Origin of the sequence: Mesorhizobium sp. LNHC252B00, assembly GCF_000502955.1 — a bacterium.
Classification (GTDB): domain Bacteria; phylum Pseudomonadota; class Alphaproteobacteria; order Rhizobiales; family Rhizobiaceae; genus Mesorhizobium.
Window position 1 is genome coordinate 86,297 of sequence record NZ_AYWO01000014.1, and the last position, 20,293, is coordinate 106,589.

General features: G+C 59.9%; 19 protein-coding genes and 1 pseudogene. 9 read left to right on the top strand and 11 right to left on the bottom strand.

Features of this window, described 5'->3' with window-relative positions:
• Window positions 1–155 precede the first annotated feature (155 nt).
• The 8 genes from X744_RS151970 to X744_RS151940 form a co-directional block, all read right to left on the bottom strand.
• Complete coding sequence (locus X744_RS151970) at window positions 156–455, bottom strand: ferredoxin family protein (protein WP_023678245.1); 300 nt, start codon at window positions 453–455, stop codon at window positions 156–158.
• An 11-nt stretch (window positions 456–466) separates the two neighbouring features.
• Window positions 467–1,774, bottom strand: a complete 1,308-nt coding sequence (locus tag X744_RS151965) for an FAD-binding protein (protein ID WP_023760371.1) — start codon at window positions 1,772–1,774, stop codon at window positions 467–469.
• 9 nt (window positions 1,775–1,783) lie between these two features.
• The gene (locus X744_RS151960; protein ID WP_023760372.1) at window positions 1,784–2,893 is read right to left on the bottom strand and encodes an electron transfer flavoprotein subunit alpha/FixB family protein; all 1,110 of its coding nucleotides are present in this window, start codon (window positions 2,891–2,893) and stop codon (window positions 1,784–1,786) included.
• A gap of 17 nt (window positions 2,894–2,910) precedes the next feature.
• On the bottom strand, window positions 2,911–3,762 hold the full coding sequence (locus X744_RS151955) for an electron transfer flavoprotein subunit beta/FixA family protein (protein ID WP_023760373.1): 852 nt from the start codon (window positions 3,760–3,762) through the stop codon (window positions 2,911–2,913).
• Window positions 3,763–3,951: 189 nt separating this feature from the next.
• Window positions 3,952–4,332 (bottom strand): nitrogenase stabilizing/protective protein NifW, encoded by a 381-nt coding sequence (nifW, locus tag X744_RS151950; protein ID WP_023736300.1) that lies wholly within the window; start codon window positions 4,330–4,332, stop codon window positions 3,952–3,954.
• Window positions 4,329–5,537 (bottom strand): homocitrate synthase, encoded by a 1,209-nt coding sequence (nifV, locus tag X744_RS151945; RefSeq protein ID WP_050589557.1) that lies wholly within the window; start codon window positions 5,535–5,537, stop codon window positions 4,329–4,331. Before nifV ends, nifW begins: the two co-directional genes overlap by 4 nt.
• Window positions 5,538–5,562: 25 nt before the next feature.
• Complete coding sequence (locus X744_RS01000000169905) at window positions 5,563–6,909, bottom strand: aminotransferase class V-fold PLP-dependent enzyme (RefSeq protein ID WP_023760375.1); 1,347 nt, start codon at window positions 6,907–6,909, stop codon at window positions 5,563–5,565.
• Window positions 6,910–7,338: 429 nt separating this feature from the next.
• Window positions 7,339–7,659, bottom strand: coding sequence for an iron-sulfur cluster assembly accessory protein (locus X744_RS151940; protein WP_023760376.1), 321 nt, complete (start codon window positions 7,657–7,659; stop codon window positions 7,339–7,341).
• Between the two features lie 686 nt (window positions 7,660–8,345).
• Between X744_RS151940 and X744_RS151935 the strand changes: the two genes are divergently transcribed.
• A complete protein-coding gene (locus tag X744_RS151935) occupies window positions 8,346–9,413 on the top strand; it encodes a hemin-degrading factor (protein WP_023760377.1) in 1,068 nt (355 codons plus the stop codon).
• A gap of 79 nt (window positions 9,414–9,492) precedes the next feature.
• Here X744_RS151935 and X744_RS01000000169910 read toward each other — a convergent pair whose 3' ends face one another.
• Window positions 9,493–9,786 (bottom strand): hypothetical protein, encoded by a 294-nt coding sequence (locus tag X744_RS01000000169910; RefSeq protein ID WP_023760378.1) that lies wholly within the window; start codon window positions 9,784–9,786, stop codon window positions 9,493–9,495.
• A gap of 518 nt (window positions 9,787–10,304) precedes the next feature.
• Here X744_RS01000000169910 and X744_RS151930 point away from each other — a divergent pair.
• The 4 genes and pseudogenes from X744_RS151930 to X744_RS1000000175295 form a co-directional block, all read left to right on the top strand.
• Window positions 10,305–11,522, top strand: coding sequence for a cytochrome P450 (locus X744_RS151930; RefSeq protein ID WP_031260595.1), 1,218 nt, complete (start codon window positions 10,305–10,307; stop codon window positions 11,520–11,522).
• A gap of 39 nt (window positions 11,523–11,561) precedes the next feature.
• Entirely contained in the window at window positions 11,562–11,762 is a 201-nt protein-coding gene (locus tag X744_RS151925; protein WP_023760380.1) for a ferredoxin, read from the top strand.
• A 332-nt stretch (window positions 11,763–12,094) separates the two neighbouring features.
• On the top strand, window positions 12,095–12,715 hold the full coding sequence (locus X744_RS151920; RefSeq protein WP_084025492.1) for a nitrogen fixation protein NifQ: 621 nt from the start codon (window positions 12,095–12,097) through the stop codon (window positions 12,713–12,715).
• A gap of 265 nt (window positions 12,716–12,980) precedes the next feature.
• A pseudogene (locus X744_RS1000000175295) lies at window positions 12,981–13,088 on the top strand (ABC transporter permease); the annotation flags it as partial.
• A gap of 464 nt (window positions 13,089–13,552) precedes the next feature.
• On the opposite strand, the gene X744_RS151915 reads toward X744_RS1000000175295, so the two are convergent.
• A complete protein-coding gene (locus tag X744_RS151915) occupies window positions 13,553–13,933 on the bottom strand; it encodes a hypothetical protein (protein ID WP_023760385.1) in 381 nt (126 codons plus the stop codon).
• Window positions 13,934–15,386: 1,453 nt separating this feature from the next.
• Here X744_RS151915 and X744_RS1000000175300 point away from each other — a divergent pair.
• A complete protein-coding gene (locus tag X744_RS1000000175300) occupies window positions 15,387–15,473 on the top strand; it encodes an NUDIX domain-containing protein (protein ID WP_245266724.1) in 87 nt (28 codons plus the stop codon).
• 589 nt (window positions 15,474–16,062) lie between these two features.
• On the opposite strand, the gene X744_RS151895 is transcribed toward X744_RS1000000175300, so the two are convergent.
• Window positions 16,063–16,998, bottom strand: coding sequence for an XRE family transcriptional regulator (locus X744_RS151895; RefSeq protein WP_198032243.1), 936 nt, complete (start codon window positions 16,996–16,998; stop codon window positions 16,063–16,065).
• 239 nt (window positions 16,999–17,237) lie between these two features.
• Between X744_RS151895 and X744_RS1000000173880 the strand changes: the two genes are divergently transcribed.
• The 3 genes from X744_RS1000000173880 to X744_RS01000000169920 all read left to right on the top strand — a co-directional run bounded on the left by X744_RS1000000173880 (window position 17,238) and on the right by X744_RS01000000169920 (window position 20,147).
• Window positions 17,238–17,381: a hypothetical protein gene (locus X744_RS1000000173880; RefSeq protein WP_155930622.1), complete on the top strand. Its 144-nt coding sequence runs from the start codon at window positions 17,238–17,240 to the stop codon at window positions 17,379–17,381.
• A gap of 1,588 nt (window positions 17,382–18,969) precedes the next feature.
• Entirely contained in the window at window positions 18,970–19,356 is a 387-nt protein-coding gene (locus X744_RS151885; RefSeq protein WP_031260607.1) for a hypothetical protein, read from the top strand.
• A 68-nt stretch (window positions 19,357–19,424) separates the two neighbouring features.
• The gene (locus X744_RS01000000169920; protein WP_245266726.1) at window positions 19,425–20,147 is read left to right on the top strand and encodes a thermonuclease family protein; all 723 of its coding nucleotides are present in this window, start codon (window positions 19,425–19,427) and stop codon (window positions 20,145–20,147) included.
• The last annotated feature ends 146 nt before the right edge of the window (window positions 20,148–20,293 follow it).

Sequence of the window (20,293 nt, forward strand, 5' to 3'; positions counted from 1 at the left end):
CAGAGTGCTCCTCCTTTTTTATCTGAATTCTGAAAGCACAGTATTCACGAGCTTCTCTTCGTCAAAGCGACGATCGAAGCAACGAAGATAGACTTGGCGTTGGGCGAGACCTAAACTGTATCAAGATCAACCCTCTTAATACGTGCGTGCGTCGGTCATCCGAATTTGAAGAGGACTCCGAAACCGCCGCGTGGATAGTTCCACTCGATCTCGCCACTGGTCTCACACAAAATCCGGCAGGTGCCGCACTCCATGCAGCCGTCAGCAGTGATCTCCACTTGACCTTTGTCGTTCAACTCATAACATTTCGCCGGGCAGACGTGGGTAAGCGCGAGCAAGTTCGCGCTTGGCCTCTCGTGCGGTCGCACTTTGATATGCGGGCGGCCGGAATCCACCAAGTAGCGGTTCTGGTAAAGCTTGTCCTCGACACGTGACTTTGTCACTGCGATCGTCATTTCGTCTCCCTTCAGCGCCACGCCAATGCAAGGCGGACCGCGTCGCTGAGCAGCCCCCAACGCGAGCGCGCCTTGATGAAGGCCGCCGTGGTCGCCTTTTCCTTCTCGATCTTCGGCGTGCCGTCGACACGCATGAAGTTCTGCGCGGCTTGCGACATCAACCGCGGATAAGTTGTGAAGTAATTGCAGGAATTGGTGTGGAGCAAGGCCGGCATATCTTTGTATTTCTTTAGGTCCTTGACCACGAAGGACTTGTCCAGCATGGCTTTGTAAAGAGCGAGATTTCGTTTGGTCATAGGAGCGTTGCGGCTGTTGACCTCGATGATTGCCTCAGCCGCGATGCGGCCGGAGGTCATGGCGAGGTTCGAACCCTCGCGGTGAATGGCGTTGTTCAGTTGCGCGGCATCGCCGACCACGACCCAACCATCGCCAAAGAGCTGCGGAATAGCCTTGTAGCCGCCTTCGGGAATGAGATGCGCGGAATATTCTTTCACTTCCGAGCCGGCGATCAGCGGCCGGATCGAAGGATGGCTCTTTAAGGCGTCGAGGAGGACGTAAGGGCTCTCGACCATCGCGGCGAAATCGGAGACGAGGCAGCCAATACCCAGTGAGATCGACTCCTTGTTGGTGTAGAGGAAGCCGAGCCCAGCCATGCTGCGGGAGGTCGTGCCCACTGCTTCGATCACGCAGCCTTCATCGCCCTTGAGACCGAACCGCTGCTCAATGACCTCTTCGGGCAGGAAATGCATTTCCTTAACGGCGAGCGCCACGGTTTGTGGCTTCGGCATCTGCCGCAGGCCGGCTCGCGTGCCAAGCAGTCCGCAGACACCTTCTGCGAGAACGACCACGTCCGCGTAGATGGCTCCGCCGGCCCGGTCTGTGCGCACGCCAATCACCCTGTCCTTGGCGTCACGGATGAGCTCCGTCACGGTCGTCTCGCACAGAACCGTCGCGCCGGCCTCGCGCACCTTACGCGAAAACCATTTGTCGAACTGGGCACGGATGATTGTGTATCGGTTGGGCTTGGCCTCATTGAAGTCGTCCGACCGATAGTGAATCCCGGTATGGGATGTGTCGTCCATCACCCAAAGCCGCTGTTCAACCAAATGCCGCTCGAGAGGCGCATCGTCCCTGAAATCCGGGATGATCTTCTCCAGCATGTTCGCGTACATGATGGCACCTTGGACATTCTTGGAGCCCGGATATTCACCGCGCTCCAACTGCAGCACCTTTAGGCCATGGCTGGCCATGGTGTAAGCAGCTGCGTTTCCGGACATGCCTGCCCCAACAACAATGGCGTCGAAGTTTTCCTCGATCATGTCCGTCCCTTAGCTCGCAAGCTTATCGCGACTGTGGGGCGACAGCCGCCGGGTGAAGGCTTCCGTCAGTGCGGGCAGGAAGCGGATCGCGTCGGTGACGATTCCGAGGTGAGCGAAATCGAAAATCGGCGCGTTCGGGTCGGTATTGATGGCCACGATGAGATCCGCCCCCTCGACGCCAACCCGATGCTGGACGGCGCCGGAAATCCCGGCCGCTATGTAAAGCTTCGGCCGGATGGTCTTGCCAGTTTGGCCGATCTGCCGATCAGCTGGCATCCAGCTCTTCTGGACCAACGGGCGCGAACAGCCATGCTCGGCGCCGATTGCTCGCGCGAGGTTCTTCACAAGCTGCAGGTTCTCCGCCGCGCCAAGACCAAGGCCTCCCGCAACCACGACGTCGGCATAGGCAAGGTTTGCCTTTGCCGACTGATTGTCCGGCAGGAAGCCGAGGACTTTGGTAGCGATCTCGTCCTCGGCAAGCGAGAGCTTGTGCCGGATGACACGCCCGACCGGTTTATCCGTCCGCTGCGGCATGGGCATGACCCTTGGCCGCACTGTCGCCATCTGAGGGCGGAAATTGAGCGTATAGATCGTGCACAACAAGGAACCGCCGAAAGTCGGACGCGTGGCGGCGAGCGAACTGTCGGTATCCACATCGAGTTCGGTGCAGTCGGCCGTGAGCCCTGTCTGCAAGGTCGTCGCCACGGAGCCGGCAAGATCCCTGCCGAGTGTGGTGGCACCGAGAAGAAGGATTTCGGGTTTGTGGGTATCGACCAGATCCGTCATCGCCTTGGTGAAAGGCTCGTTCCGATAGTCGGCGAGCAGGGGCGCCTCGGCGATGTAGACAAGGTCAGCACCATAGGCGAATGCTTCGGCAACGGCGTTCCCGACGGCCTCTCCCGGCGGTCCGAGCACGACGCCTGCAAGCTGGACCTCAAGCTTGTCTGCTAATTTGCGGCCTTCGCCGAGCAGTTCGAATGATACGGGATGGACCTGGCCGCGTTCGAGCTCGATGAAAACCCAAACGTGCCGGTAGTCCTTGAAATGGGCGGGCAGCTCCTTCTTTATGCCGGCGCGGCCGGCGGCAGGGCGAGGGGTTTCTCGGTTCGCGGTCGACATCGTTTTGCTCCTTGCCGTCACGCGCCGCCGTTGAAGGCGAGCTCATGTTCCAGCGCCGGCTGGCGGGTGAAGATTGCGGTGATGAGTTCGTCAGCGACATCGCGCAAGGCCTTCTCGGCGGTGTCGATTAGTGCCGCCTTTTGAGCTCGCGCAGCAGGGGCGAAAACACGCTTGACGACCGTCGGTGAGCCGCGCAGGCCGCATTTGGTGAGATCCTCAATGCCGGCGTCGGCCGCGCTCCATTTCAAGACCTGGCTGCGCGCGGCGCACAAGGCGTCGTGGATCGAGCCCCGGCGGATCTCGTTTGTGCCTTCCAGCATGGTGATGAGACAAGGCAGCCTGCTCTTCAGCATCTGTGTGCCGCCTTCGGAGCGGCGCTCGACCTTGATCTCGCCTGCAGCAAGGTCAATAGAGGGGATCTTCGCGACATAGGTCAGTTGCAGGAGTCCGAGGCGCTTGGCGATGCCGGGCCCGACCTGGGCGGTGTCGCCATCGATCGTCTGCTTGCCGGTGAAGACGAGGTCTGGCGTGCCGAACGTCTCGCCGACCTTCGCGATTGCCTGGGAAAGGGCGAACGAGGTCGCCAGCGTGTCGGAGCCGGCAAAATAGCGGTCGGTCAAGAGCACCGCTCGGTCGGCGCCGTAGCCGAGCGCCTTGCGCAGCGCGTCCTCTGCCATGGGCGGACCCATGGTGAGCACAGTGACTTCGCCGCCATAGGCATCGCGCAGTCTGAGCGCTTCTTCGAGGGCGAACAGGTCGTAAGGGTTGATGATGGTCGGAACACCCTGGCGCATGATTGTGTTCGTCACCGGATGGACCCTTATCTGTGCCGAGTCCGGCACCTGCTTGATGCAGATTACGATGTGCATTGGCGGTTTCTCTAGGCTCCTGTCCGGGTGCGGGCATTGTCGGTTATCTCCTTGATCCGCATAATACGTGCCAAGTCTCTTGCGCTGCCCCCTTTCCTACAACTTCGGCTGGTTGCTTCTGACGGCGCTGTGGTGATGACCGGATTTGTCGGCTGCTCGACATTGTCGCGTCGCAACCCTTGTCGCCGCTCATTCCCGTCCGAACCGCTTCAGTACCGAGTCGAACGGGACAAAGGTGTGACCCGGCGCGGCAGGTTTGTTCGGATCGTGGTCCTTGAGCACCTTGAAGACCCGATGCGTGAGCGGCGAGGAAATCGCAAAGTCCTCGTAAGCGCGTTCGAGCGTCGCGCGCACCCTCGCGGCAATCACCTGGTCGGGCAGACCGGAGAAATCTTCTTCGGCAAGGTATTGGCCCACGCGCTTCATTATATGGAGCCGCGAGACATTCAGCACCTTGGGGTCATAGGAGACGCCAAGGACTGAGAAGAACTCCTCCGCGGCCGACAGGCGCTTCAGTCGTGCGAGGATGTCTGTGACATCGATGGGGCGGCTGTCAGCGGAACAATTCATTGCATTCTCCCTGGTCGCAAAACTGTGGCCTTTGCGCGCGCGCGCACGGCTGACCTGGACCCGCACAGCTCGAAGAGGGACGCCTCGATGCACATTTTATCGTAGAGCTCGACCAGTTGAGTTGCAGTGAGCGTCGATTTGGTCTCGGCCGCCTCGCGCCGGACGCGGGCCACCATCGCGGCTGCCAGATCCGGGTCGAGATCGCGACCGCTTTCGCTCAGCACATGGGCAATCGCAGTGGCGCCGGAATGCTTGCCGATGACGATCCGCCGGCAGCGGCCCACGAGAGCCGGATCAAGCCCCTGATAAGTACGCGAGTCCTTCAGCAGCCCTGCGACGTGAATGCCGGATTCGTGGGTGAAAACATCGGCGCCGACGACCGGCTTAGTGGCCGCGGTCTGCCGGCGGGCGGCCCAGGCCACCTCGGCGGCGAGGCCGGGCAATGCGGTCAGCTCGATGCCGGTATCTGCGCCGCCGAAGACCGCCATCGCGGCGGCCACCTCTTCCAGCGCGGCATTGCCCGCACGCTCGCCGAGCCCCAGGACGGTGACGGAGGCATGGCGCGCGCCTGCGCGGATCGCGGCTAGCGTGTTGGCGCCAGCAAGTCCGAGATCGTTGTGCGCATGAAATTCAAGGTCGATTGGAGACTGCACCACGAGCTGGGCGACAAGTTCGAAGGTCGAAAACGGGTCGAGAACACCGACCGTGTCGGCTAGCCTGACGCGGCTTGCGCCAGCGCGTGCAGCCGTCTCGATGACGCGGGCGAGATGATCCCGATTGGCCCGCGAGGCGTCCTCGCAGCCCACCGCGACAAAGAAGCCGGCGGCGGCGGCGCGCCTGACCATATGATCGATGACCTGGAGCGCTCCCGCCTTGTCGAGGCCGAGCTTGGCGGCAAGTTGGATGTCCGACGCTGGCAGCGATAGATTGACGGCGTGGACGCCGCTCTCGATCGCTGCATCGAGATCCAGCGACGTCATCCGGCACCAAGCCATGAGCCGAACCGGGAGACGCCGCGCGACCACGGCGCGAATTGTTTCGATCTCGTCGACGCCCATGACCGGCGTGCCGATCTCGATCTCTGTCACGCCGGCCGCCGCAAGAGACTGGGCGATCTCCAGCTTTTCCGTCGTGGTAAAGGCGACGCCCGGCGCCTGCTCGCCATCGCGCAAGGTCGTATCATTGAGAGAGACATGACGGGTCATGACCGGTAGCCTGTTCTTCTGCCGCTCACGCATAGACCGGATTACCCGGCCCAGAACCGAAAAAGCTGCGCAGCTTCCCCACAATTCCCGGCATGACCTCGAGCACCCGGTCGATATCCTCTTCGCTGTTGTCCCGCGCCAAGGAGAAGCGGACTGCCGCGTGCGGCGTTTTCATCGCGCTTAGGACATGGCTTGGCTCCAGAGAGCCGGAGGTGCAGGCCGAGCCAGAGGAACACGCGATGCCAATGCGGCTGAGGAGAAGTGGAATTCCATCACTGTCGACATGTTCGAAGGAGATGTTTGCGGTGTTGGGCAACCGTTGCAGGGGATCACCAGTGACACAGGTGCTTGGGATGCGCTGGAGGATCCCGCCCTCCAGGCGATCGCGGAGCGACTTTACCCGTGTGGTCTCGTCGTCCATGAATTTCAATGCGAGTTCGGCCGCCGTGCCGAGNCTGTCGACATGTTCGAAGGAGATGTTTGCGGTGTTGGGCAACCGTTGCAGGGGATCACCAGTGACACAGGTGCCTGGGATGCGCTGGAGGATCCCGCCCTCCAGACGATCGCGGAGCGACTTTACCCGTGTGGTCTCGTCGTCCATGAATTTCAATGCGAGTTCGGCCGCCGTGCCGAGCCCGGCTATGCCGGGCGTATTCTCGGTGCCAGCACGCCGGTTGTGTTCTTGGTGGCCCCCCTTGATCAGCGAATGGAAGTTCACGCCACGTTTTACGAAAAGCGCACCGATCCCTTTCGGCCCGTGCAGCTTGTGGCCGGAGAGCGACAGCATGTCGATTAAGGTCGACTTCAGGTCCATCGGAAGCTTTCCGACCGCCTGCACAGCATCCGTATGGAAAAGGGCGCCCACTTCCTTGGCCAACTCGGCAAGCCTGGCCACGGGGAAGATCACACCAGTCTCGTTGTTCGCCCACATTATGGAAACGATTGCCACCCTTGGGGTCAGGGCGGCCATATAGGCGTCGAGGTCGAGCCGGCCAAGGCAATCCACCGGGATCCTATGCACCTTGACGCGGCGGGTCTTCTCAAGATGCGCGCAGAGCGTCAGCACGGCGGGATGCTCGACTGCGGACGTCACGATCTCGGTTCGGTTGGGCGCCGCCTCGAGCGCTGAAAGAAGCGCTGCATTGTCGCTTTCTGTCCCACCCGAGGTGAAGGTGATCTCATCGTCGAACTCTGCGCCGATCAGCGCTTGCAATTGCCTCCGCGCCTTTCTCACCGCCGCACTGACTGAGGCGCCAAGAGCGTGCGCCGACGAAGGGTTGGCGAATTGATCCCTAAAGAACGGCAACATCGCTTGCAGGACCGCAGGATCGACCCGTGTGGTTGCGTTGTTGTCGAGGTAGACAGGCTTCATAGGTGCGATCCTCAGTTGACCAGAATGACGCGGCGCGGACCGACTCGTTGAGCCTCTGGCGCATGCCGTTGATGATAATGGGCCTGAACTGGCAGCCGCCGCAGACGCCCGGAGTGTTTGACGTAGACCGGTGACATGTTCGCAGTGCCCGTCGTCAGCCCGCAGGTAAGGACGGCCCGAACGCGATAAGGTCTTCGATGAGCCGAATTTGGCGCAGCGGCGCGATTTGTCCGCAAGCAGCTCGGGTGACACCAGGACCCGAGCTGTTTCGGGAGGCGACGTTCTTTGCATCCTAGGGAAGCGAATGGCTGTCCCGAGATCGGCTTTGACCTTACCTTGTTCTTTAGGACGGGGACATCTGTCGTGCCGGCCATATAAGTCTCCTCTGCCGCAAAATCAGTCTGTCGGCCGCACAGGCGCTTCGGGCGTTTAACTGAAGGACTTGCCGCAGCCGCACTTTTCGCGCGCATTGGGGTTATCGAAGACAAAACCGGAAGATTCGAGCCCGGTGAGGAAGTCGACGGTCATGCCGGCGACATGGGGTTGGGAGCCCGTGTCCACGAACAGCTTGATCCCATCTGTGTCAGTGATCGCGTCGCCCTCGCGCGACACGCTCTCCAGGCCCATTAAGTATTTGAAGCCGGCGCAGCCGCCGGTCTCGACCATAATGCGAAAGCCTTCCGCCGGCTCGCTGGCGCGGGAAAGAGCAGTCTTGAAGGCGGCAACAGCGTTGTCGGTGAGCGTAATCATGGCTCCATTCTCCTCAGCCCGGGACCTGCTTGCGCATCACGTCGCATGCACCGTGCCAAAGCGAAGAAACGTTTCAACACAGCGCGGCATCTCTGACACTGCCGTGCTTCTTGTGAGTGCATTGCTGCGAAGCTGTCGGCCAACCGACACGTACTGTCGGGTTTGTCGGGATCGCCACGAGGGATGTTGGGCCTGAGTTCTTGGTTGAACTCACATCAGCAAGTACAGAACGTCTTCTGAGCTTGCTTCGGCGCAATTGGCACGGTTTTTGAAGCTCCGTTTAGGCGAGGCGGCAAGAGCATGCCGATCCACAATCATGCCGTGGGTGCCCTCGCGATGGATGGGGCGAAGCAAGGGGGCAACATGTCAGGACCGGGTCAGATACGCCTTGCTTGGCAAAGCAGCGCCGCCCGTGGCATCCGAATGCCCGCCTGGCCGATTGCGACAACACCCATACTCGCTCACCACCGCCCAGTAGCCGCCGACGGGCTCGACGCGATGCTGCCATCGGCATGTGCATGCTCGCCGGTTTTCGCGCGGGTGCGACGCCGTGCGCACGCTGTCCAGCGACACTTTGTTCATGGGGCAGCAGCAGATCAGGGGCGAGCATTACGGCCGCCCTATCGCCTGAAGATTCCCCGGCAGGGCAGCTGATCCTTACACGTAGGTAGAACCAGGGGTAAGACATGGACCAGCGCGAGAAACCGTCGCCGGATGAAATACGGCGGGCGTGCGAAGACAATCCGAAAATCCGGGAGCATGATCTCGCCGCTCGATTGGGCATTTCGGAAGCCGAATTGGTCGCGGCGCATTGTGGTCACGGCGCGGTGCGCATCGAGCCGCGCGTCGATGATCTGCTGACGGGCCTCGAAGCGGTCGGCGAGGTGATGGCGCTCACCCGCAACGAAAGTGCCGTGCACCAAAAGATCGGCGTCTACGACAAAGTGGTCACCGGCAACCAGCATGCCATGGTGCTCGGCGACGACATCGACCTGCGCATCTTCCCGAAAGCGTGGGCGTATGGCTTCGCCGTCGAGAAGCGCGAGGGAGCCGAGATCCGCCGCAGCCTGCAATTCTTTGATGCCGCCGGCGAGGCGATGCACAAAGTACATCTCAGGCCCGCCTCGAACCTGCACGCCTATCAGGATCTGACGGCAGAGCTCGTATCCTACGACCAGGAGCCGATCATATCGGTCGAAGCGGGCGGTGCGCGCGATAACGCAGTGAGTCCAGACCAAGCCGCCACGGCCGACGACCTACGCGAGCGCTGGAGCCGGCTGAGCGACGTGCATCAGTTCTACCATATGTTGAAGACACTGAAGCTCAGCCGCTGCCAGGCAATGCGTATGGCCGACGAAGATTACGCTTGGCTGCTCGACAATGATGCCGTTGGCGCCCTGTTCCAACAGGCGGCCGAAGACGAGATGCCTATCATGTGCTTTGTCGGCAATCGTGGTTGCATCCAGATCCATTCCGGCCCGATCAAGTCGGTCAAGCAGATCGGGCCGCGGATCAATGTGCTCGACGAGACCTTCCATCTGCATCTGAGGACCCATCACATCCGCGAGGTCTGGGCCGTGCGCAAGCCGACGAGGGACGGTCACGTCACGTCCATTGAAGCCTATGGCGCCGACGGCAAGATGATCATCCAGTTCTTCGGCACGCGCAAGGAAGGCGAACGCGAGCGCAGCGACTGGCGGTTTCTGGCCGAGAGTCTGCCACGCATTCCCGGTCCGAGCGACAGGGATGTATAGAGTGTGCCGACAGGCCCTCGGATTGAACCGGCCGCTATAGGACTCGGCACCACGTTCCGACAGCGGCTCGCGAGGAAATTTAGGTCCATGAGCGGAAAGGCTTGCCCTCGTAGCGGATGCGCACGGTCAGGTGATGCACGCCGGAATGGACCGCATCGATACAGTCAAGCTGGTCGCCGGCCGGACCGGTGCGCACGAGTGCATCGCCGTCTGACCGAAAATCCTTGCAGCGCCTGCGAGCGATAACGCATACGCCATCAACACCGAACCGAAGCGCGGCTCGACCTTGTTGATATCCGATCATCGCGCGCAAGCGCCGTCGGGTCTTGTCGGACCGCAGTCGATCCTTGCGCTGGATCGCGTCGTTGCTCAATCCGGGCCGTGCGAGCGATCTCCTCGCTCGTCGACCGGAAGGCTGTGCAGCAGCAGCCAAGCCGAACAGCTTGATGTCGCGGACTCGACAAAACCGACCACGGATGTCGGTTGTCGGACGTTGTCCTAAGAATGATGGACAGGTGATCCCAGCCGCGGGCCCAGTGCAGGCTGGCATTGCTTGGTGCAGCGCCATGGGTACGCCTATCCGGCACGCGACTTGCTTCGACGATTTGATCAGCAGGGCATCAGCAGTGCGTCACGGAGCTCAGAGGTGATTGACCAGCCTCTCAACCCCAACGGGGATAGCGGCGGCTTTGCTTCATGACCGCAGAGCGGCGGAGATGCCCCTTCTGATCGACTTCGCAACCGATCTCATCCGCGCTGGTGCAGGTGGGCTGTATCAGGCGACAGAATCTAGAAGGCGCCCGACAAGAGACGTGCCCATGCTGGAAATCGAATTTATGAACAGCCGTGCAATCTCAATCGAGCCATGAACGCCAATGTAGAGAAAACAAAATGGCGACCAACCCCGTTCCAGATCATGTCCCACCCGAAATGGTGAGGGACTTCAGCCTGTTTACATCGCCAGGGATGCCACCAACACCCGACGGGGATCCACACGCAGCTGTCGCTTGCGTACATGACGGGCCTCCGATCTTTTACTCCCGCTACAACACGCAAGATGGCCGGGGTACCTGGGTCATCACCCGTGCCGCGGACCAGCGGAGGGTGCTGCGGGACGCAGAGACTTTTTCCAGCCATCGCAGCATCTTCTCCTCCATACTGGGTGAAAACTGGCCGACGATCCCGCTTGAGCTTGATCCACCGGCCCACGGCGTCTTTCGCTCACTGCTCAATCCGCTGCTTTCGCCAAAGCGGGTGTTGGCTTTGGAACCGGCTGTCCGCGAACGGGCGGTCGAGCTGATCGAAAGGATCGCCGCGTCGGGCACAAGCTGCGACGTGATGAAGGATTTTGCATTTCCTTTCGCGGTGAGCACCTTTCTTCGCTTTCTGGGGTTGCCTGATGACCGACTCGATACATTCGTCGGCTGGGGGAAAGATCTGCTCCACGGCGACGATAAGGAACGACCTGTGGCTGCCCGGACGATCGTGGCATTCATCGACGAACTTGCAGCCATGCGCCGCCAGGAGGCGGTTGACGATTTCATGACCTTTATCGTGCAGGCACAGGTCGAGGGCCGCCGGCTGACGGACACCCAAGTCCGCGGCATCGGCGTGCTTGTCTTCGTCGCTGGGCTCGACACGGTCGCAGCAGCTATAGGCTTTGACTTGGCGTACCTCGCACGCAACCTCAAAGATCAGCAATTGCTGCGGAGCGAACCGGACCGCATCCCGCTCGCAACCGAAGAATTGCTGCGGGCCTATCCGCCCATTCAGTTGATCCGCGTGGCCACGAAAGATATCGACTTCGAAGGCGCGCCGATCCGGAAGGGGGACTATGTTTCCTGCGCCACTATGATTGCCAATCGTGACCCGGCGGAATTCGCATGCCCCAACACGATTGATTTGGAGCGGGAGGACAACCGCCACGCAGCGTTTGGCTATGGTCCCCACCGTTGCCTTGGCTCACACCTTGCCCGGCGGGAGATTGTCATTGGCCTGGAGGAGTGGCTGGCGCGCATCCCGGCTTTCAGGATCAAGCAGGGTACGGCGCCGATAACTTCTGGCGGCCATGTGTTCGGGATCGAAAATTTGATCCTGGACTGGTCTTAGGCCCGCCCCGAGCCGGGCACAAACAATGGAGGCACTGCCATGCGCATCATCGTCCAAAAGGCCAAATGCCAGGGCCACGCGCGATGCGCGGCGCAAGCGCCTGACATCTTCAAACTCGATGATGACGGTTACATCCTGCTTGGTGACATTGAAGTTGCGGAAGGGGAGGAACTGCCTGCATCACGAGCCGTGCGATCCTGTCCTGAACGTGCGCTGGAACTCACCCGCTGCGCGCTTTGAGGACTCATTCAACCGAGAGTCTGGCGGGCTTGAACCATGTGGCCGCACTCAGCACGCGACCTCTGTCCCGCACGGTTCACGTCCAACTCTGCAGGGGCATTTCCGGCGCCTGTGTTCCCCGTGAGGCGCAAACGGCAGGGCCCCGCGGTTCGCGAAAAGCCTCCTTCCAATCACAGAATTTGCAACAGAGCCGAGTGGACCAGACGAGAATTGCCGAACTACTCGACCGCGAGGCGATCCGCGACTGCGTACACCCGAAGAACTGCCCGACCCATGTTGCGGCAGGCCGGGTCTCTGCATGAATTGATAGGGACAAACCAGGAGAACGCACCATATTTGCTCAACATTGTGCCCGGCTCAGCACCGGCCAATGGCCGCAGATCGAGCTGGAGAGGAGGTTCGACCAGCATGTGCTTGCTTGTGTGCTTTCACGTGCGCTCGAGGAGATCGAGGCCGGCGAGGCGACGGCGACGGAGGCAACCGGACTCTCGCTCGCCGAGCTGCGCGATGTCCTGGCCCGCTGTTTCCCTGCTATTCCTATCAACGCGTTTGCCTTGAAAGAGGTAAGCGAGCCCGAGCCGGATCCGGAGGAAGAACTTCTGCATGGACTGCTGCTGGCGCATGCCCGACCTGGCGACCCGACGAGCGCCCGCTTCGCCAGGATCATCGCCCGGCGTGCCATGCGCAATGACCACCTCTGGCAGGACCTTGGCCTTGTTAATCGAACCGACCTCGGCCGCCTGCTCGCCTCGCATTTTCCGACGCTGGCGGCCGGCAACACCCAAAACATGAAATGGAAGAAATACTTCTACCGCAAGCTCTGCGAGGCCGAAGGTTTTTCGCTGTGCAGCGCGCCCAGTTGCCGGGAATGCAATGATGTCGAAAGCTGCTTCGGCCCGGAGGAAGGCGAAAGCCGCCTCACACGGATCAAGAACGGCGTCGCCTCGGATTGAGAGCCGCTTTCGTCAATTGTACAGCGCCAGCGCTCGCGCCGCGCCATATGTCTCTTGTCGAATGTCGACTGCCCCCTTCGGGGATTGAATGCTGTGCATGCTGTCCGATTACTCGCCATGCTCGCTTCGGCGGCCGCCGTCATGATGGCGGTGCAGGATGCGACCCGCACCGTCGCCGCCGAGCAACTGGTGTTCTCCGGGCCGTTGCTGCTCGCCTGCCTGGCGGTTGCGGCGCCTGGGCGGCCGCGGTTCACCGCCGTCATTGTTCGCACTGGTGCACAGTTTCGCCTCGATCACCCATTGGGGCGGCCAGATTGTCTCCGGCGTTGCCATCAATTTCGTTGCTGCCGGCTCCGCCATCATTCTCGGCCAGGTTCCGGCGGCGCGCGCTGGGGTTCCTGGAAGCTTTTCGAACTTTCTGCCTTGCGCCTCCAGCTGAATTTCGCGCGCTCATGAAGGAAGTTGACGGCCCTGGACATACAGTGATGCAAGCATGATCGAACCGCTTATTCGGGGTTTCGAGTCGGGAGAGGGCTACCGCCAATACAGCGCTGTTGTTGAAATAGTCTGCTAACGGACCATTCGCGGTGAGTTAATGCGATTAGATCTCGTTTTGCTTCAACCGAGTTGATGCGCTGATATCAAGGGGTTCAGATAGCCGCATCGGCAGAATTGCCTCTGTCCGCGCACCGTTCAGCTCGTTGCTATCTCATTCGGATGTGTAACGAGCGCCTACTCATCAAGGTTGGCCATGGAGCCTATCGCGTAACGGATCAGGAGGCGACATGACCAAGGTTCGGGGTGACGCGCAAGCAGCCAACGTGACGGCGACAGGCCCTAGTGATCGGAGCGAGCCGTGGGGATGAGATCCAGAGGCATCAGAAATTCGAACTCGTCCAGACAGCTATCGAAATCGCCATTGAAGGTTCGAACTGCTCTATCTTTGCCCACCAAGACGATCTGATATGCGTTCTCTGCCGGGTCAAGCGCCCACCAATAGCCCTCGCGAACTGTCGATGGATCGACGGCGCCCTCCGTTGGCCAGAGGCTGGCATCAAGCCATTGCAGTAGCTCGAATTCTATCAAGTCGAATGGATCGGCATCCCCAACACGATTGGCCATTTGGCCAAAGGAATAAGAACCTACGTCGATGATCTCGGGCCGATCATCCTCCTGCCGAATGCTAATCGCCCACCAATAGCCACTCTGTATCCGCATGACTCCATCTCCAAACGTGTTCGTTCGGCCGCCGACTGCGTGAGCAGGTCAGCGGGCCAGTTGATGTGTTCAAGGAGTTTTGTTGGGCAGCCGTGCTGCTCGTTGTCTACGACGTAAGGGCTCCCCCATCGTCGGTTATCACGCGGCTTAGCCAAGATGCCCAGGGCCGCTTCTCTCAAGGCACGGCATGGAATTTATCCGGCGCGGTCAGGCAGTCAAGAGCGCTACAAACCTAGGCTATGAAGCCAGGGTTAGCTGTCGCTTCGTTCCACAGCTTTCATCCACCGGCACACCTGACCAGTCCTGCCCACCCCACCCGAATCCATGATCACTGGAATGTAGCCAAAGTTAGACTCGCACTTCTGGACGTCGCTCAATATCTGTTGGCAGATCTCGACCGGTACGGGAGTAAAATCGAATGTTGGTCGCTCTAAGACGATGTACCCAGGTGCATTCTCATCTAAGCAGTTTTGGAAGCTGAAGCCCTTTTTGTCGAACGAGTAGAACGACCATTCACTCATATGACCTTTGGGCTTTGTGCCAAGCACCGAAAAATGACCCGGCATGCTAGAGGCAAGCCGTGAAGCCAATCGATAATCTGCTGATCGGACACTTTTGCCGAGGCCGACGCCTCGTTCCCTGTTCGACCTGGTCGGGCAGCCGTATAAAACCTGGCGCCGCCGTGGGTCTGCGGGAGTTGCCAGTGCCGAAGCCGAAATGGTCTCCTCATGCTTTGGCAAACGATCCGTTTAGTGGACTTGCCGATGGTCGTTCACCATACACAGCCTCGATGCCCGTCTTCCGGATAGCCAGACCGACGGCTTTCTCTATCTCCCAAACCACCAGCCGCAATCGCTCCATGGTTCGCGCAGTCCTACGCGGCCCGTCCTTGTCAAGCTTGTAGTCGTATCGNCCAGCCGCAATCGCTCCATGGTTCGCGCAGTCCTACGCGGCCCGTCCTTGTCAAGCTTGTAGTCGTATCGGATCTGCGTGTATTCGTTCGCGACCGTGCGCGAGCGGATGAAGTCTTCTACATCGCTCGGCATCTCCAACCCGAGGTGTCTTCCTTCGTCCAGCATGTCCAAGAAATGATGCTGATAGCCCCGGATGTCAGCCGGTGTTTTTCCTTGGAGAAGGAGGAAGCTTCGCAGGTAGTGCTCTAACGCTTGAAAGTAGAGGAATCTGCGAGGATGATCGGAAATGCTCGGCCGAATTTGGGGGGAGACCAAGGCAAGAGCATCAGCGTTCGCCCGATAGGTTTGGGCGAAAAGAAAGACGCCGAACGGCGTCATTCCCGATCCATATACCTTCGGCTTTTTGGCTGCACCGTCTCCCATGGTCAGCGAAGATGCCGCCTTCGGTCGCGGAGGGCAAGTCTCTCTCGAGTAAGCACAATCTAAAGGCGCGCTCGCGGGGCAGAGCTACTGGGCGACGCCCGGTGGAGGCTTGCAGCATGGGGGAGACGTTCGAACAGGCCGCAATCCGCGAACTGCGCGAGGAAACCGGAATCCTTGTGGATCGCGTCGCGCCCCAGGTGTGAGAGCGAGAATTTGTGCTTCATTTGCCCGACGGCGAACATGTCATCGCCGAGGAGCGATTCTTCCTGATACGGGCCGATAGTTCCACAGCCGAGCGGGAGTTCATTTGCGAGAGCAGCTAAGGCAGCTTTGAGTCTCTTGGTGCTCGGTGCCGTGGCGCCGCCAACAGGATTGGCGTAATCCGCATTGCGACGTGGGAACGATATGCCTGCTATTATCAGAGCCGCCACTATTGCCGACTTGCCGCGCATGGTCGATCTCTTGTTGGAGGATGCTAGGCAAAGACACGCTCTCAACCCGACACTCTGGGCGATTGCAGATGATGCACATGAGAGGGTGGAGGAGGCGGTGAGATTCGCTTTGGAGGCGGACAAGCAGCCATTCCGGCAGAAATGGCTCGTTGCCGAGGGGGATGACGCGCTCGCCGGTCTCCTTCTTTGACGGCATCGAAAGGTCAGGGGAGCTAGAAGGCGCTATTTTGAAGTTTGTAGTAGGGTCGACATTTCCCGACCGGCTTTGCACTGCCTAAGCGTAACTGCGAATCGGAACCTTGTTGAACCACGCGCCGCTGGCGGTCGACGGGTGGCATCGTTAGGGTTTGGCGAGACTCACTTTCTTTCCAATATGATCGCGCCATAAGCCGAGCCGCTTTATTCGATATTCAACAAGTTCCGGTGAGGTCCCGAAGAAGGATGCGATCTCGGGGGCACTTTTGCCATCCGAGACCATACGCTTGATCGCGTCTCGTGGAAGCAAAGTTGCCGATGCCAAGAAATAAGCGTCGTGCTCTTCAGCGCTATCATATGTTCGACCGAAGCAGCCAGCAATCTTAGCTATCTTGGTTAGCTTGTGCCCGGCAAGAATATGCCAATACTCCTCAAGTAGCGTCACTCTTTGTCTCTCAACGGTATGGTAGTCGTTTAAAAAGACAACCCAGCTATCCTGATCGGAATTCAAGGGAACGCTCATAGCGGACCACTCGCCGCGCGACGGTCCAACAAGCGTGTTTTTTGCCTTTCCGGAAATACAGGTGGATTCCCGCAATCGTTCTACCGTAACAGAATCAACAACCAAATAAAATGGATCCAGCGGATCGCTTTTCTTCAACCCTAACTCTTTTCGGAAATCTTCGGCCGTCTGCTCTAGCTCCTCCTTAGACATGGCGATAACTTCAGCATCTATCGGCGCGCTGCTCGGTTCTGATATATCACCCTTAGTGTAGTGCTGACGAAGACACACGGCTGCGTGCAGTAGGGTTTGCACAGTCTCGGAGGACGCGTTTTTGCCAGCGCGGAAGTGGACGAATGCCACCCGATCAAAGCCAAGCTCGTGTTCATCGGCATCAGGGCCGAGCCACTCGAGCAGCCTAATTTTGGAATTGTTGTCGGGCGATCCGTCGCCCCGCTCGATGCGGGCCAGCGTGGAGAAGCTGATCCCCACAATCCCCGATAATGCCCTTATACTAAGACCTTCGCGTTCCCGCTTCTCGCGGACCGCCCCGACGAGCTTTTCTTCGAATTCGTTCATGTTCACCATTGTGCGATCAGCACACCTTGACACACTCCGCTCCAGAATGCATCCTGTGCTGGTGACACAGACTCGCACATCGGCAAGCAAAATGGAAGTGTTGTTGACCAACGATGCGCGGGCTGAGTTGCAGCGGATTGGCGACGGTTTGGACGCGCGCCAGCCCGTGGGGGTAAGGGACCGGGGAATCGTAATTCTCGGCCCACAGCCCACATCACCGACTGTCCAGGAGAAAAGTAATGAGCAACAGCAAGGAGCGGGAGGACCCGCAGCCCGATCACGGCAAGGGTCCACCAGACGGCAAAGGTCGTCCGATCGATCACGGGCGCCCCGTGCCGGATCACGGATCGTCGGCCTCGCCGGCAACTACGCCGGGCAGCTAGAGAATGTGCAACGGGCATACCCCGGAGCAACTCTCCTCCCCGATGACCATGGAGTATGGCTTCTCGCTCGCAGCCAAGTCATAGATGGTTTAGCGCGAGAAGCCATATTCCTTATTGCCTTACCAGAAACACCAGCGGTCGAGCCGCGTGGATGGGCGTTCTGGGAGCAAGATGGGCAGGTCGAATGGATCGGCCCGCGACATACCAATTTCCCTGACGGCTCGGTCTGCGCTTATCACCCCATGCTCGACAAAGCTTGGTCGCCAGGTGGTGATTTGTGCACGTTGCTCGACCTTTATAGCGTATGGGCGCTTCGTCACCTTCATTTGGTGGTGTTTGATCGGTGGCCGGGACGCCAGTATGCGATGCCTGATGAACTGGGCCAATCTGATCCCTATTATCGGCTAACTCAGTTTAAGGAGGCCGAGCTTTGCAGCTGCGGATCAAATCGGCGCTATGGCGAATGCTGCCGGCCGCATGACCTGAAACTGCCCTTTCTGTCAATTCTGCACGCCTTCAAAAGGCGTAACCTCGGTCTCGGCATCCTTGGTCGAGCGCCCCCCGCCGAAATTCCAGCGTTGATCGCCCAAGGAGGACAAAAACCTCCACCTTCCATGTTAGAGGTTCACTCTGCTCTGCGGGCGCATGTCGCGGACGTCAGCCGGAATCCGTAGCTCTACATCCCGTAAGAGATGCACGATCGGGTCAGAGGGGGAAGCATGCCGCTCCTGACGAATCCCCAATGCCAGGTGCCGACGACTTCCGAGCCCTCGAACCAAGTCGAAAAGTTCAGCTTCGGAAAATGCAGCACGCGGGCCGCCCATCATATTTTCTCAATATCGTGGTCGCCTGGACCCTTTGCCCATGGGGTCCAGCCCTTGCATAGCCGTTGCGCCAATTCGCTGTTTCGCATCTTCATTCCTACGGAATGATGGATAAAATAACGGGGTATATCCGTCGGAATAGGGAAGTCTACGAACTGCCAGCAGGTGGAATTTGGCAGAATTTACCAGATTTGTTCATCACTCTTGCACCAAATTCAACTTTAGGAGATGCTAACTCGGCCTTGGGAGGGCTGGGGGATGAGAATAAAAGCATTTGTGGCACTTGGTGCCACGGCAGCACTGGGCGGCTGCCAAACAAGCAATCAAGCTGACTACATGCAAATAGGCTACGGGCCTAGTTTCGACGTCGCCCACGCTCAATGCGAAATGCATAAGGGGTCGGTTGACCAAGGCTATATTGCTATCGGGTCCCCGGGCTTTGTTGCGGGGGCCGGAATCGGCAATGCCCTCGGCAACTTGGCTGCCGAAGACCAGTATATGAAGAACTGCCTCATCCTAAGCGGGTGGAAGCGTGCCCCGCATGGCCAGAGTGCCACGGCAGCTCCAGCCGTTGCTGGTGGCGCGCCACCGACACCCTATGGGATCCAGCGCGCACCTGGCAGCTGGATCAATACGGCGCTGCTGGACTGGTCAGACGCGAATAACAAGTGCGTCGCCGGCGACAAGGCCGCGTGTGGGACTCGAGCGAAGCTTGGTGCGCAACTGAGAGCCGCCGGCATAAACCCGGCGCCGGTCTAGGGGCCATGCAGTGGAACCTGGCGATCTGCCTTGGCATCGTTCTAGCATTGAGCGGCTGCGCAGCGGATTATCTCAATCACTACGACAGCGTGACGCTCTCTGCCGGCGACGCCAATCGCGCCAATAGCCTCGCCCAGACAGTCGACCCGTTCAACCCGAACAGTCAGAACACGCATATCGAGGGCGACGGCCAGCGAACAGCTGGAGTCATCCAGGCCTTTCGCGGAATCCCGCTGACACCGCCAGGCCAAGGTGCGCGCCAAGGTGGCGGCGGGGACTCTGGCAATCATCCATGCGATCTGCGCAATGGGGTTGACAGCCTAGGCCGGGCTTGCGGTGAACGTGCCGCCGAAGCGAAACCGGGCGGCCGCACCGGACATGAGGCGAACTAGCAATGCTGCGTAGAATGCGATCGCCTCGCCGGAGGCCACTTGGCGTGGTGCAAAGGCGCCTGATCTTGGTGACGCTGGCCGCGGCTGGCGCTCTGGCTGCGCAAACGGCCATGCAACACAGCGACCGCATACCTGAGTTCCATCTGCCGAACTGGACCAGCGCGGGCTTGGCGACGATTGCCGGCGTGGCATCCGTCATCGACGGCGACACGATCGAAATCCACGGACAGCGCATCCGCTTCAACGGCATCGACGCGCCGGAGAGCCAGCAGCTTTGTAAAAATGCGAGCGGGGCCGACTATCCCTGCGGCCGGCGATCGGCACAGGCGCTTGACACCTTCCTGGCCGCGTCGAAGCCAGTGCAATGCACATTCGTGACCTGGGATCGCTATCAACGCTTTGTCGGCGACTGCCAGCGTGCCGATGGCGCCAGCGTGGGCGCTTGGATGGTCGAGCACGGCCAAGCGATCGACTGGCCCCGCTACAGCCATGGTGCCTATGCAGCGCAGCAGGGGAAGGCGGAAGCGGCGAAGGTCGGGCTGTGGGTCGGAAAGTTCCAAGCGCCGTGGGAATGGCGCGCCGGGCATGGAGACAATGCCCAACCGGCGGTGAGCCAACCGCTCGGCACCATCAGCCGTCAACAGGTAGCGCAAAGCTACTCATGCCAGCCGCGGCGGAAATGCTCGCAAATCAGCTCGTGCGACGAGGCTCAATGGTATCTCAGTAATTGTCCGTGGGGCGGCAAGCTCGACCGGGATGGCGACGGGCAGGCGTGCGAAACCTTATGCTAGGAATGGCGACGATGACAGCGAGACTAATTGGACTGGCTGTGGCTTTGTGCCTGCCCTTTCCGATGGTTGCGCTTGCGGCGGGAGAACCGACTGTGGTCTCCTGCAAGTTTGAGCACCTGCCTCCGATGCTGCTAACGTTCCGTGGC

Excerpts from the sequence above, each read along its gene's own strand:
- X744_RS151970 (WP_023678245.1), bottom strand. The coding sequence starts at position 455 with ATGACGATCGCAGTGACAAAGTCACGTGTCGAGGACAAGCTTTACCAG.
- X744_RS151965 (WP_023760371.1), bottom strand. The coding sequence starts at position 1,774 with ATGATCGAGGAAAACTTCGACGCCATTGTTGTTGGGGCAGGCATGTCC.
- X744_RS151960 (WP_023760372.1), bottom strand. The coding sequence starts at position 2,893 with ATGTCGACCGCGAACCGAGAAACCCCTCGCCCTGCCGCCGGCCGCGCC.
- X744_RS151955 (WP_023760373.1), bottom strand. The coding sequence starts at position 3,762 with ATGCACATCGTAATCTGCATCAAGCAGGTGCCGGACTCGGCACAGATA.
- nifW (WP_023736300.1), bottom strand. The coding sequence starts at position 4,332 with ATGAATTGTTCCGCTGACAGCCGCCCCATCGATGTCACAGACATCCTC.
- nifV (WP_050589557.1), bottom strand. The coding sequence starts at position 5,537 with ATGACCCGTCATGTCTCTCTCAATGATACGACCTTGCGCGATGGCGAG.
- X744_RS151940 (WP_023760376.1), bottom strand. The coding sequence starts at position 7,659 with ATGATTACGCTCACCGACAACGCTGTTGCCGCCTTCAAGACTGCTCTT.
- X744_RS151935 (WP_023760377.1), top strand. The coding sequence starts at position 8,346 with ATGGACCAGCGCGAGAAACCGTCGCCGGATGAAATACGGCGGGCGTGC.
- X744_RS151930 (WP_031260595.1), top strand. The coding sequence starts at position 10,305 with ATGGCGACCAACCCCGTTCCAGATCATGTCCCACCCGAAATGGTGAGG.
- X744_RS151925 (WP_023760380.1), top strand. The coding sequence starts at position 11,562 with ATGCGCATCATCGTCCAAAAGGCCAAATGCCAGGGCCACGCGCGATGC.
- X744_RS151915 (WP_023760385.1), bottom strand. The coding sequence starts at position 13,933 with ATGCGGATACAGAGTGGCTATTGGTGGGCGATTAGCATTCGGCAGGAG.
- X744_RS1000000175300 (WP_245266724.1), top strand. The coding sequence starts at position 15,387 with ATGGGGGAGACGTTCGAACAGGCCGCAATCCGCGAACTGCGCGAGGAA.
- X744_RS151895 (WP_198032243.1), bottom strand. The coding sequence starts at position 16,998 with ATGAACGAATTCGAAGAAAAGCTCGTCGGGGCGGTCCGCGAGAAGCGG.
- X744_RS1000000173880 (WP_155930622.1), top strand. The coding sequence starts at position 17,238 with ATGAGCAACAGCAAGGAGCGGGAGGACCCGCAGCCCGATCACGGCAAG.
- X744_RS151885 (WP_031260607.1), top strand. The coding sequence starts at position 18,970 with ATGCAGTGGAACCTGGCGATCTGCCTTGGCATCGTTCTAGCATTGAGC.